Annotated in this window: 11 protein-coding genes; 7 read left to right on the forward strand and 4 right to left on the reverse strand. The window is 66.1% G+C overall.

Going from position 1 to position 11,766, the window contains the following annotated elements; translation table 11 throughout:
* Positions 1–253 precede the first annotated feature (253 nt).
* The 5 genes from BMZ69_RS04095 (at position 254) to BMZ69_RS04115 (ending at position 5,871) form a co-directional block, all read left to right on the forward strand.
* Positions 254–2,482: a TonB-dependent receptor gene (locus BMZ69_RS04095; protein WP_092155133.1), complete on the forward strand. Its 2,229-nt coding sequence runs from the start codon at positions 254–256 to the stop codon at positions 2,480–2,482.
* A gap of 2 nt (positions 2,483–2,484) precedes the next feature.
* On the forward strand, positions 2,485–2,856 hold the full coding sequence (locus BMZ69_RS04100; RefSeq protein ID WP_092155135.1) for a hypothetical protein: 372 nt from the start codon (positions 2,485–2,487) through the stop codon (positions 2,854–2,856).
* Positions 2,853–4,094: an MFS transporter gene (locus tag BMZ69_RS04105; protein WP_092155137.1), complete on the forward strand. Its 1,242-nt coding sequence runs from the start codon at positions 2,853–2,855 to the stop codon at positions 4,092–4,094. The genes BMZ69_RS04100 and BMZ69_RS04105 overlap by 4 nt, the downstream gene beginning before the upstream one ends.
* Before the next feature lie 114 nt (positions 4,095–4,208).
* The gene (locus BMZ69_RS04110) at positions 4,209–4,766 is read left to right on the forward strand and encodes a LemA family protein (protein WP_092155139.1); all 558 of its coding nucleotides are present in this window, start codon (positions 4,209–4,211) and stop codon (positions 4,764–4,766) included.
* Positions 4,767–4,800: 34 nt separating this feature from the next.
* Positions 4,801–5,871: a M48 family metallopeptidase gene (locus tag BMZ69_RS04115; protein ID WP_092155141.1), complete on the forward strand. Its 1,071-nt coding sequence runs from the start codon at positions 4,801–4,803 to the stop codon at positions 5,869–5,871.
* On the opposite strand, the gene BMZ69_RS04120 is transcribed toward BMZ69_RS04115, so the two are convergent.
* A complete protein-coding gene (locus tag BMZ69_RS04120) occupies positions 5,868–6,230 on the reverse strand; it encodes a winged helix-turn-helix transcriptional regulator (protein ID WP_092155143.1) in 363 nt (120 codons plus the stop codon). The genes BMZ69_RS04115 and BMZ69_RS04120 overlap by 4 nt on opposite strands.
* A gap of 71 nt (positions 6,231–6,301) precedes the next feature.
* On the opposite strand from BMZ69_RS04120, the gene BMZ69_RS04125 reads away from it, so the two are divergent.
* Positions 6,302–6,685, forward strand: coding sequence for a YybH family protein (locus BMZ69_RS04125; protein WP_092155145.1), 384 nt, complete (start codon positions 6,302–6,304; stop codon positions 6,683–6,685).
* A gap of 4 nt (positions 6,686–6,689) precedes the next feature.
* Here BMZ69_RS04125 and BMZ69_RS04130 read toward each other — a convergent pair whose 3' ends face one another.
* On the reverse strand, positions 6,690–7,298 hold the full coding sequence (locus BMZ69_RS04130; protein ID WP_092155147.1) for a 2-hydroxychromene-2-carboxylate isomerase: 609 nt from the start codon (positions 7,296–7,298) through the stop codon (positions 6,690–6,692).
* Between the two features lie 259 nt (positions 7,299–7,557).
* Between BMZ69_RS04130 and BMZ69_RS04135 the strand changes: the two genes are divergently transcribed.
* On the forward strand, positions 7,558–8,790 hold the full coding sequence (locus BMZ69_RS04135; RefSeq protein WP_092155149.1) for an argininosuccinate synthase: 1,233 nt from the start codon (positions 7,558–7,560) through the stop codon (positions 8,788–8,790).
* 100 nt (positions 8,791–8,890) lie between these two features.
* On the opposite strand, the gene BMZ69_RS04140 is transcribed toward BMZ69_RS04135, so the two are convergent.
* Together BMZ69_RS04140 and BMZ69_RS04145 are read right to left on the reverse strand one after the other, a co-directional pair.
* On the reverse strand, positions 8,891–11,092 hold the full coding sequence (locus BMZ69_RS04140; RefSeq protein WP_092155151.1) for an esterase-like activity of phytase family protein: 2,202 nt from the start codon (positions 11,090–11,092) through the stop codon (positions 8,891–8,893).
* 137 nt (positions 11,093–11,229) lie between these two features.
* Positions 11,230–11,652: a hypothetical protein gene (locus BMZ69_RS04145; RefSeq protein ID WP_092155153.1), complete on the reverse strand. Its 423-nt coding sequence runs from the start codon at positions 11,650–11,652 to the stop codon at positions 11,230–11,232.
* Between the last annotated feature and the right edge of the window lie 114 nt (positions 11,653–11,766).

Raw genomic sequence — 11,766 nt, forward strand, 5'->3', positions numbered from 1 at the left:
CATCCCGCATCGGAGTTCGCTTTTGTCCCATGGCGCGTTCGCGCAAGTCCAAGATGACGCTTTCGATATAACTTTAGAGATCGCAAGAACACAACGCATCGAGAGCTTTTCGCCGTAGAGATCAATGAATAAGGCTAGTTTATTCTAGTTCTAAACTAAGATCGAAACGGCACCACAACTTCAGATCGAAAGACCCGGCGCGATACCCTTTCGCCCGGAGCGCCGATCCGGACCGACGACGACAGGTGTCTTCATGAGCAAGCGCGCTTCCCTCGCCATCAGCCTGCCGGCTCTGCTTTGCGCCTCGGCGGCGGTGGCGCAATCGACGCCCTCGCCTGTGATCGATCTCGACACGATCACCGTCACGGCGGCGCGCACCGAGCGCAGCACGGCCGAGACGCCGCAATCGATCCAGGTGCTCGACCGCGCGCAGATCGAGGAGCAGCTGAAGTTCAGCCCGAACGCCGCGGCCGCACTCGGCAAGCTGGTGCCGGGCTATTCGATGTCGACGCAGACGGTATCGAGCGCCTCGGAGAATTATCGCGGCCGCGACCTGCTGGTGCTGATCGACGGCGTGCCGATGAACACGCCGCTGCGCGACGTCTCGCGCATCCTCTCACTGATCGACCTCAATACGGTCGAGCGCATCGAGCTGGTCGCCGGCGCCTCCAGCCTCTACGGCGCCGGCGCGACCGGCGGCACGGTCAACTTCATCACCAAGACGCCAGCCGAGGGCAGCAAGCCGCGGGTGACGGTCAACACCGCGGTGCGCGGCTTCACCCAGGCTCTCGGCCGCTCGCTGGCGCCGGAAGCCTCGGTCACTGTGTCCGGCAAGATCCCGAACGGTTTTGACTATCTGATCTCCGGCAGCGCCCGCGGCGCCGGCCGCACCTATGACGGCGCCGGGCGTGAGCTGCCCTCGGACGGCCTGCTAGGCCAGGGCGGCGGCGACCGCTACAAGGCCGGCAACCTGCTCGCCAAGCTCGGCTATGACTTCGACGCCAGCAAGCGCATCGAATTGCAGGGCTCGCTGATCGCCTTCGACCAGGACCCGAAATACCTGACCAGTTATGCCGCGCCCTTCGCCCGACCTGACCGGACCCGGCTCTATACCGGGCAGAACGTCATCGAGGACACCAAGTCGGTCTCGCTGCGCTACAGCGACAGCGACTTCGCCCTCGGCAAGCTCAGCGTGCTCGGCTACTACAACGACATCAAAAAGCGCTTCAATTACTCGACCTTCTCCTACCCCTACAACAGCCAGGTCTACTATTCCTTCAACCCGGCCTCGCCGACGAGCCCGGACAACCAGACCACGCTCTATTCGCAGCGCGGCGGCGTGAACCTGACGATCGACACGCCGCTCGATCGCATCCTGCCCGGCGCCAAGCTGACCTGGGGCGGCGATCTCAGCCAGGAGAAGACCTGGCAGACCCTGACCAGTGGCCAGGACGTGTTCACGCCGCTGAAGCAGACGACGAGCGCCGCCTTCGGCCAGCTGCAGATCCCTATCGGCGAGCGGATCACCCTGCGCGGCGGCCTGCGCTACGAGTACTTCGCCCTGGATGTCAGCGACTATACCCGCCCGGCCGCCTATGCCGCGGTCGCCGCCAACAACGCCCAGGGCTTCCAGAGCTTCGTGCTGCCGGCGCTCAACGTCACCGGCGGCAAGTTCGACTACAAAGCCTGGACCGGCAATCTCGGCGCCACGATCAAGCTCTCCGAAACAAGCGAGATCTTCGGCGGCTTCTCGCAGGGCTTCGCGCTGCCGGATGTCGGCGCCTTCACAAGGCGGGCCGGCATCTCCACCGCCTATGCCTGCCCGGTCGCCAACCCGAACTGCCTGCCGGCCAGCCGGCGCAGCATCAGCTATGCCTCGATCGCGCCGGAAGCCCAGATCGTCAACAATTACGAGCTCGGCATCCGCGGCAGCCATGGCATCTTCAAGGGCTCGCTGACCGGCTTCATCAGCACCTCCAGCAAGGGCGTGACCTTCGACCAGGCGAGCAACACGATCTCGCAGCAGCGGGAGCGGATCTGGGGCGTCGAGGCGACCGGCGACGTCGCCGTCACCGAGCAGTTCACCCTCGGCACCGTCCTCTCCTGGCGCGAGGGCCGCTACGACACCAATGGCGACCGCAAGCTCGACAGCGCGCTGCCGAACAACCGCATCGGCTCGCCCTATCGCGGCATGCTCTATGGCAGCTACCGCTTCAGCAACGGCATGCAGCTGCGCGTCGAGGGCGAGGCCTTCTCCGACCGCGACGTCGCGACCGATCTGCGCGGCACCCGCAACCGGCTGAAGGGCGCCGCCACCATGAACGTCGCCTTCACCGCCCCGGTGCTGGAGGGCGAGGCTTATATCGCCGTCAACAATCTGTTCGATCGCAACTACCAGAACCCGACCGCGACCTCGGTACGCAACCTCGCCAATTATGCCTGGGGCCGCACCGTGACGCTCGGCTTCCGCAAGACCTTCTGATCATGGTCAGCCTCGACAGCGACGCCGACGGCATCGTGACGCTTCGCTTCGCGCCGCCCTATGCCGACAATGACGAGCGCGCCTATCTCGATGCGCTCGCCGAGCTCGGCCGGCGGCAGGAGCCGTTCCTGCTGCTCACCGTCTTCGGCGGCGGCCGCAAGCTGTCGCAGGCCGGCGAGCGCGAGCAGGCGCTCTGGTTCAAGCGGACGCGGGCCCAGTTCGGCGCGCTCTGCGGCGCCTGCGCCATCGTGCGCCCGGGTGCAACCGAAGCCATGGCCGACGTCTTCCGCCGGCTCTGGCCCTTTCCGATCAGCCTCGAGGCCGACGAGGCGGCGGCCCGCGCCTTCCTGCTGAAACACAGGAGAGCGGCATGAGCGCGGGCGAGGCCGCTATCGGCGCAGCTCCGGCCAGCAATGCCGCGCGCTACCGGCTCTTCGCGGTGCTCGGCGGGCTCTATCTCGCGCAGGCGATCCCGTCCTATCTCTTCGTCGCGGCGCTGCCGCCGATCATGCGCGAGGCCGGCGTCTCACGTACTGCCATCGGCTCTATGAGCATTCTGCTCTTGCCGCTGGTGCTCAAATTCGTCTGGGCGCCGTGGATCGACCGGATCAGGCCGTTCGCGCGGGCGCACCGAGCCGGCTGGGTCTTCATCACCCAGACCGGCACGATCCTGTGCATCCTGGCGCTGATCGCCGTCGGACCGCTCGATGTCGGCAAGATCATCGCGATCGGCTTTGTCGCCTCGCTCCTCATCTCGACGCAGGACATCGCCACCGACGGCTATGCGGCGAAGTACCTGCCGGAGGCCGACCGCGCCATCGGCAACGCCATCCAGGGCGGCTCGATCGCCTTCGGCGTCGTCATCGGCGGCACGCTCGGCCTCGTCCTGCATCATTCGATCGGCTGGACCGGCATGCTCGTCACCATCGCGGCGATCTCGCTGCTGCCGCTCGTCGCGGCGGTCATGATGCGCGAGGGCGATCCGACGCCGGCGGAAACCGCGAAACGCCCGTCGATCCGCGCCTTCCTCCGCCGGCCGGAAGCCCGCCAGATCCTCTGGATCGCGCTGATCTACCGGGCGAGCGAAGGCCTGGTGAAAGCGATGGAGGGCTCCTACCTCGTCGATGCCGGCGTCCCCTTGAATCAGATCGGCTATCTCTCCGGGATATCGGCGACGACGGCGGGCCTCGCCGGCTCGGCGATCGCCGCTTGGCTGGTGAAGAGCAGGGGCATCGCCTTCGTGCTCGCGCTGCTCGGCGGCATGCGCACGCTCTGCTTCCTGCTCTTCGCCTGCCATGCGATGGGAGCCGTCGTCGGCGCCTGGCCGCTCTTCGGCGCTGCCGGCTTCCAGACGCTGATCCGCTATATGGAGATCGTCGCGCTCTATTCGCTGTTCATGGCGGTGACGACATCGGAGCAGCCGGGCACCGACTTCACCATCCTCGCCTGCGCGCAATTGCTGGTCTATCTCGCCGGTTCGATGCTGGCCGGCAAGCTCGCCGACACGCTGGGCTATGGCGCACTGTTCTGCCTGGCGACCGCGATCTCGGCGGTCGCGGTGATCGCCACCGTCAGGATGATCGCGCGCAGCAGCGTCGGAAAGCCGGCCTGACCGGCGCAAAGCGCTCGCTGCGAGCGGCGACAGCTTCCCTAGCGTCGTCCTTCATGCAAGGTTGCCGGCGAGATCGCCTGTGCCGCAAGATCGCCTGTGCCGAAGGAGAACACCATGGGTTGGGTCGTCCTTGGACTGATCGTCGTCGTCGTGGTCTGGCTGATCATGACCTACAACGGCCTGGTCGCGATGCGACAGCGCGTCAACCAGGCCTTCGCCGACATCGACGTGCAATTGAAACAGCGCCACGACCTGATCCCCAATCTCGTCGAAACCGTGAAGGGCTATGCCAGCCATGAGAAGGAAACCTTCGACGCGGTGATCAAGGCGCGCAACCAGGCCCAGTCCGCGAGCGGGCCGCACGACCAGGCCGTGGCCGAGCAGCAGCTCACCGGCGCGGTCGGGCGACTGCTGGCACTGGGCGAGGCCTATCCGGACCTGAAGGCGAGCGCGAACTTCCAGCAGCTCCAGCAGGACCTCGGCAATGTCGAGGACAAGCTCGCGGCTGCCAGGCGCTTCTTCAACAATGCGGTCAGCGAGTTCAACGCGGCGATCCAGGCCTTCCCGGCCGTGTTCTTCGCGCCGCAGATGGGCTTTTCCCCGCGCGAGTTCTTCGATGTCGGCGAAGAGACGCGGGCGCAGATCGAGGTTGCACCCACCGTGAAGTTCTGAGCGCCTCGTCGGGCGTTACAACGGAGCTGCGGCGATGCCGGGGGAAGCCTTCGGGCTCTACACCCATCAGCGCAACAACCGGACCCGGTCGATCGCCCTGATCATCGGGCTCTTCCTGATGGTCTATCTGACCGTCTGGGGCATGATGCTGGTCGGCTACGGCTATGTCGGCGTGCCGCGCGGATACACGGTGACGAGCTTCGTCGGCCAGCGCTTCTGGTCCTGGCTCCCCTTCATCACCCTCGCCACCGGCGCCTGGGTCTTCATTGGCTTCCAGATCAACGTGAAGCTGATCGAGGCCGTCTCGGGGGCGGAGGGCGTGACGCGGGAGGCGCAGCCAAAACTCTATCGGATGCTGGAGAATCTCTGCATCTCGCGCGGCATGGTGACGCCGAAGCTCGCCATCATCCAGAGCGACGCGCTCAACGCCTTTGCCAGCGGCGTCAACGACAAGCAGTTCACGGTGACATTGACCACCGGGCTGATCGAGCAGCTCAACGACGCCGAGATCGAGGCGGTGATCGCCCATGAGCTGACCCATATCCGCAATGGCGATGTCCGGCTGATGGTGATCGCCGTGGTGATCGCAGGCATCATCTCCTTCGTCGGCGAGGTGCTGTTCCGCAATCTCGGGCGGGTGCGGATTTCCTCCGACGGCGACAAGAAGGGTAGCGTCTTCGCCATCATCCTCGGCTTCGCGGTGATCGCCGTCGCCTGGCTGCTCGCCGTGCTGATCCGGCTGTCATTGTCACGGGCCCGCGAATACCTCGCCGATGCCGGGGCGGTGGAGCTGACCAAGAACCCCGACGCGATGATCTCGGCCCTGCTGAAGATCTCGGGACGAGCCGATATCGACAATGTCCCGTCCGGCGTGATGGACATGTGCTTCGAGAACGACCCCGACGATTTCGCCGACCTGTTCTCGACCCACCCGTCCGTCACCAAGCGGGTGCAGGCGCTGGTGCAGACCGCTGGCGGACGCCTGCCACCGGAAGCCCCGCCCGGCCCGCCGAAGATCAGCGAGCGGCAGCCTTTGCCGGAGATCGCCCAGACCTCGGCGACGCACGGACCGTGGTCGCGGCCGGCACCGCCGGCTGGCGGCTAGCTGGCCGGAGGATAGCGGCGCGACCAGCGCTCGACTTCGTCGAGGATCGGCATCAGCGCCCGCCCCGACTCGCTCAAAGTGTAGCTGACCTCGCTTGGGAAGCCGCGCGTCTCACTGCGGACAAGCAAGCCATTCCGACACAGGGTCTCAAGCCGTTCGCTCAGCACCTTCGCGGTCACCCGGGGCAGCCGTTCCCTGAGGTCGCGAAAACGCAGCCTTCCGTCCTGAAGATGCCAGAGCAGGAGCGCACTCCAGCGGTGGCCGAGCAGCGCGAGCCAGGTCTCGACCGGGCATTCGGCCGGCGGGCGAGGCTCGGGACGGTCGAGCTGGTCAATGGACAAGGCGAAAGCTGTGGTCATGTCGGTATCGATTTGGATAGCGCCGAAACAGCGTGGTTCGACAGCTGGCCACGTTGTTCAAGGAGCATAGCATGTTCAAGGTCACCGAACCCCAGCTGATGAACGAGACCTTCGCCCGCGCCTTCAACAGCCGCAGAATCGAGAACATGCTCTCGCTTTACGAGCCGGAGGCGATCTTGCTAGTCGATGGCAGCGGCTGCGATCTCGTTGGACTGCCAGCGATCGCTGAGGAGTTTACGCGCCTGCTCGCGGCACCCGGAACAATGGTTTCGCTGAACAATTTCTGCGTCTGCCGCGGTGACATCGCCCTGCTGAGAGCCGACTTCGCCCTGCGCGACGGCGAGCGCGTGATCGCCTCGGGCAGCACCGCGGAGGTCATCAGGCGGCAGAACGACGGCAGCTGGCTCTACCTGATCGACCACACGGTCGGCGCGAGCCTGCCGTCCGTAACTTAGCGCGTCAGCGCCCGTCCTTGGCCCAGGCGAGCGCTTCCTCGAGCCGGTCGTCGCCCCAGAACAACTCGCCGTCGCCGGTGACGAAGGTCGGCGCGCCGAAGATGCCGAGGGACTTGGCGAGCTCGGTCTCGGCCTTGAGCCGGCCCTTCACCTCCTCGCTGCGCGACGCCGGGAAGACGCTGACCGGATCGGCCCCGGCCGCGCGCAGGGCCGCGCTCAGAACGGCCTCCTCGGCAATGTTGCGCCCCTCGCAGAACTGCGCGCGAAACAGCGCCCTGGAGAAGGCCGGCAGCCAGCCGGCCTCGCGCCCCGCCAGAGCCAGCCGCGCCGCGACGAGGGAATTCTGCGGGAAGGTTTCCGGCCGCACGATGGTGAGCCCGTTACGGGCGGCCCGGCGCGCCGTGTCGCGCCACATATAGCGGCCCTTGTTCGGGTAGAGGTTGAAGGGCGAGGTCGCCCAGCCCTGTGCCGCGAAGATCGGTCCGAGCAGGAATGGCCGCCAGCGCACCTCGACGCCAGCCGCCTCGGCCAGCTCTTCGATCCTGAGGGCACTGAGACAGGAATAGGTCGACGCGAACTCGTACCAGAAATCCAGAACAGGACGATTCGGCATCAAACCTCCACGCGGGAGCGGCTTTGAACAAACTGAGCCGATTATCCGCCCCCGCGAATCGGCCCGCAAGCCAGAAGCCGCAAACGCGCCAACGGACAGCGATCCATCAAACGATGACGCGCAATCGATCAGAAGGTTCCGATTGCGTCGCCCCTAGCCCTGCGATAGTGCCCGGTTACGTCCGAAATGCGGCCGGGAAAGCCGCATTCACTACTCCAGGCGCGAGGCTTTCGTGCCGCCACTGCAGGAAGACCAGTCCATGGCCGACAAGCGCGTGAACAAGGTCGTGCTCGCCTATTCCGGCGGGCTCGACACCTCGATCATCCTGAAGTGGCTGCAGACCACCTACAATTGCGAGGTCGTGACCTTCACCGCCGATCTCGGCCAGGGCGAGGAGCTGGAGCCGGCCCGCCAGAAGGCGCTGCTGCTCGGCATCAAGCCGGAGAACATCTTCATCGAGGACCTGCGCGAGGAGTTCGTGCGCGACTACGTCTTCCCGATGTTCCGGGCCAATGCCGCCTATGAGGGCGTCTACCTGCTCGGCACCTCGATCGCCCGCCCGCTGATCGGCAAGAAGCTGATCGAGATCGCCGAGAAGGTCGGCGCCGACGCGGTCTCGCATGGCGCGACGGGCAAGGGCAACGACCAGGTCCGCTTCGAGCTGACCGCCTATGCGCTGAAGCCCGACGTGCACGTGATCGCGCCCTGGCGCGAATGGGACCTGCGCTCGCGCGAGCAGCTGATCGCCTTCGCCGAGCAGCACCAGATCCCGATCGCCAAGGACAAGCGCGGCGAGGCGCCGTTCTCGACCGACGCCAACCTGCTGCACGTCTCCTCGGAGGGCAAGGTGCTGGAGGACCCGGCGCAGGAGGTTCCGGACTACGTCTTCTCGCGGACTGTCTCGCCGGAAGAGGCGCCGGACACCCCGACCGTGATCTCGATCGACTTCGCCAAGGGCGATGCGGTCGCGATCGACGGCGTCCAGCTCTCGCCGGCCAAGCTGCTGGCCAAGCTCAACGAGCTCGGCCGCGACAACGGCATCGGCCGGCTCGACCTGGTCGAGAACCGCTTCGTCGGCATGAAGAGCCGCGGCATGTACGAGACCCCCGGCGGCACGATCCTGGCCGTCGCGCACCGCGCCATCGAGTCGATCACGCTCGACCGCGGCGCCGCCCATCTCAAGGATCAGCTCATGCCGCAATATGCCGAGCTGATCTATAACGGCTTCTGGTTCTCGCCGGAGCGCGAGATGCTGCAGGCGCTGATCGACAAGAGCCAGGAGTTCGTCGCCGGCCAGGTGCGGCTCAAGCTCTATAAGGGCGGCGTCCACGTCATCGGCCGCTCCAGCCCGTATTCGCTCTACGACCAGGACCTCGTCACCTTCGAGGAAGGCGCGGTCGCCTATGACCATCGCGACGCCGCCGGCTTCATCAAGCTCAACGCGCTGCGCCTGCGCACGCTCGGCCAGCGCAAGCGCAAGCTGGGACTGTGAGGCTCGGCTAACCGAACCGCAGCGAGCGCAAGCCCGCTGCGAAATCTCAAAGAAAAGGCCGGCGCGCACCGCTCGACGGCCTTTTCTGTTTGATGCCGTCTTACTTCCCCACCTTCCCGAAGGCGAAGAACTGGGTCTCGCCGGAGGAATCGTCGACGCCGTCATTGTCGGTGACGACGAAGAGGTTGCCTTCCTTGTCGACCGCCATGCCCTCGACCTTGTCGAGCCCGTAGCCGCCGAGCTTCATCATGTCGGGCGTCAGGTCGCGCAGCAGCGTCTTCTCGACGGTCGGGATCTCCGAGGCGCCGAACGGCGCCGGCTTCAGGCCTTTTACCGAGAAGGTCGCCAGCGTCTTGACCGCCTTGGCGCCGAACTGGTTGTCGCGCTCGATCACGGCGAAGGTCTCATCGCCGAGATAAGTCAGCTCGGAGAGTCCCATCCAGGCGCCCGCGGACGGAGCGGTCAGCGGGTAGTAGAGAATGCCCCAGCTCTTGGTGAAGGGCTTATAGGAGAGGAGCTTGACCTTGCCCTTCGGGTCGTCCTTCCACTCGCGCTGCACGGCGATCCAGACCGTCTCGTCCTGGCCGGTGCCGGTGACGGCGACGCCCTCATAGCCCTGATTGGTCGCCTTGGCGGCGAATTCCTCCGGCAGGACGATCTCCTCCTCGATCTCGCCCTTGGCCGAGGCGCGCAGCAGGAGGTTCTGCGTCGGCTTCTCCTTGCGCTCCGGCGCGCCTTCCGAAGCCAGCCAGAAACCGCCGCCCGGACGGGTCGCGATCCCCTCGAGATCATAGGAGGCGGGCTTGCCGTCCTTGGTCACGGTGATCGCTCCGGTGATCGTCGCCGGCTTCTTGGTCGCGTTGATCTCGAGGATACGCGAGGGCGTATAGGCGCTGTCGGTGACGCTGAAGAGCCGGCCCGGCAATTCAGGATGGGCAGCGAGGGCCGAGAGCGCCCCCCAGCCGAGCGGGGCGCCATCGACATCGGCCGAGACGATGGTCGGATAGGCGGCCGGACCTTCACTGCGCTCATAGATGGTGACTGCCGCCCGCGCGCCGCCCTTGTCGCCGAGATCGGCTTCCGAAGCGGAGACGAAGAGGTTGCGCTGCGGGATGGCGAGCAGGCCTTCCGGCGCGATGCCGCCCGGCAGCGCCTGCAGGAAGCGCGGAGCCTTGCCCGGTCCCTCATCCTTGAAGACGACGACGAGCGAAGCGCGCTCCAGCCCGACGAAGAACAGGCGCTCGCCATTATAGGTGCCGACCTCGATGCCCTCGGGCTCGCTGCCCTTGGCGGCCGAGCGGCGCTCCGGATAATGGCCGAGCCGGATGGCGATGTGGTCGACCATGTTGCCGGCATCGAACTCGACCGTGCCGTCCTTGCGAAAAATCGTGAAGCCGCGCGAGCCGCCCTTCCAGTCGCCCTCATTGGCGGTGACGAAGCGGTCATTGTCGAGCCAGCGCACGGCATCAGGCTCGCGGCGCACGCCCTTCAACTCCTCGACCGGCTTGATCTCACCGTCCCGGGTCTTGTCGATGCCCTTGAGGTCGACGGTACCGGCCGGGAAATGCGCGACGAGCTTGCCGGTCTTCGTATCGACCACGGCAAGGTGGTTGTTCTCCTGCAGCGTCACTACGGCGAGGCCGTCAAGGTTGACGTCGACGAACTCCGGCTCCGGATCACTCGGCTCGACCGCGGCGATGCCGGTGAGATCGACGACCTGCTTCGTGTCGCAATCGGCCTGCCCATCCTTGATACCGATCATAGTGAGGTTGCCGCCGGGAAGCTGCGGCAGGTCGCCCTTGCCCAGCTTCTCGTCGCGCTCGTTCTCGATGACGATGGCGAGCTTGCCCTTGTCCTTGGTCAGCGTGATCGAGTCGGGCTGGCCGCCGAGCTCGCATTTGGCCGTGACCTGCCTGGTCTTGAGGTCGATGGTGGCGAGATGGCCGGCAGGCTCCTTGAAGTTGTCGCCGGAGCTGACGACGACGGCGAAGGCGCGCTCGCCGAGGATCACGACCGAGGTCGGCTCGCCGCCGACCGGGATGAAACCGGCTGGCTTGGGCGCATTGGCCGTGGCGATGTCGACGAGGCCGATCGCCTTCTGCTCGGCATCAGTATAGGCGAGCAGGGTTCCCGCCTCATTGGCAGCGATGATCTCCGCGACCGTCTTCTTTTTCGCATCGCGATCAGCCGGCAGGTTCAGCGGCACCTGGAAGGTGGCGATGCGGTTGAACGTTGGCTCGGCGAGCGCGGTTCCGCCGGCAAGGAGCGTCGCGAGAGCGGCAAGGACGAGAGGTTTGCGCATGGGACGGTCCTGTTCCGCAGGGTGAGGAGGCAGGCCATCCGGCTAGTGAGCACAGGCGACAGTTTCGTGACAAATGGTCGTAAATGAAGGCCGCTGCGCAAGGACCCGCAGCGGCGTGAATTGGGAAAAGGGGCTGGTCAGCGCAGCGCGGCTTCGGCCCCGGCGGCATCGGAGACCGACCTCTTCAGGCCGATCACTTCGAGCTCGGTGACGATGGCGACCGCCGCGGCCTGCGCCAGGACGAAGGCGATGCCGAGGGTGGACGGCGTAAACCAGCCGGCAACCAGGATCAGCACGCTGTCCGCGACCCAGAGGATGTTGATGCCGATCACCGCGTAGACGGCGAGCCGCGGTAGGCGCACCCGGCCGGCAAAGAACGCCAGCGCGGCGGCGCAAGGCAGCAGCACGAGGCCGGCGCCGCGCAGGAATTCCGCGGGGAAGCCGAGCAGGCCGGACAAAGCATCGGCGCCAAAGGTGAGCAGCAGGCCGGTCGCGGCGCAAGCGGCGGCGTCGAGGGCAAGGGCGTTGCGCAGGAAGCGCGAGGACTGGATCAAGGCCATGGTCGTTCTCCGATCGGCCGCCCTGTCATCGGGCAGCGGTTGCTGATGGAGGCCATGCTGACGAAGCCAAGGCGGCCGGTCGATTAAGCGGGAGGTAATTGGAAGGCAGCCCGG

Origin of the sequence: Allobosea sp. CRIB-10 (assembly GCF_900112185.1) — a bacterium.
Lineage (GTDB): Bacteria > Pseudomonadota > Alphaproteobacteria > Rhizobiales > Beijerinckiaceae > Allobosea.

Bases quoted from the DNA above. Each gene is read 5' to 3' on its own strand.
- BMZ69_RS04095 (WP_092155133.1), top strand. From the start codon at position 254: ATGAGCAAGCGCGCTTCCCTCGCCATCAGCCTGCCGGCTCTGCTTTGC.
- BMZ69_RS04100 (WP_092155135.1), top strand. From the start codon at position 2,485: ATGGTCAGCCTCGACAGCGACGCCGACGGCATCGTGACGCTTCGCTTC.
- BMZ69_RS04105 (WP_092155137.1), top strand. From the start codon at position 2,853: ATGAGCGCGGGCGAGGCCGCTATCGGCGCAGCTCCGGCCAGCAATGCC.
- BMZ69_RS04110 (WP_092155139.1), top strand. From the start codon at position 4,209: ATGGGTTGGGTCGTCCTTGGACTGATCGTCGTCGTCGTGGTCTGGCTG.
- BMZ69_RS04115 (WP_092155141.1), top strand. From the start codon at position 4,801: ATGCCGGGGGAAGCCTTCGGGCTCTACACCCATCAGCGCAACAACCGG.
- BMZ69_RS04120 (WP_092155143.1), bottom strand. From the start codon at position 6,230: ATGACCACAGCTTTCGCCTTGTCCATTGACCAGCTCGACCGTCCCGAG.
- BMZ69_RS04125 (WP_092155145.1), top strand. From the start codon at position 6,302: ATGTTCAAGGTCACCGAACCCCAGCTGATGAACGAGACCTTCGCCCGC.
- BMZ69_RS04130 (WP_092155147.1), bottom strand. From the start codon at position 7,298: ATGCCGAATCGTCCTGTTCTGGATTTCTGGTACGAGTTCGCGTCGACC.
- BMZ69_RS04135 (WP_092155149.1), top strand. From the start codon at position 7,558: ATGGCCGACAAGCGCGTGAACAAGGTCGTGCTCGCCTATTCCGGCGGG.
- BMZ69_RS04140 (WP_092155151.1), bottom strand. From the start codon at position 11,092: ATGCGCAAACCTCTCGTCCTTGCCGCTCTCGCGACGCTCCTTGCCGGC.
- BMZ69_RS04145 (WP_092155153.1), bottom strand. From the start codon at position 11,652: ATGGCCTTGATCCAGTCCTCGCGCTTCCTGCGCAACGCCCTTGCCCTC.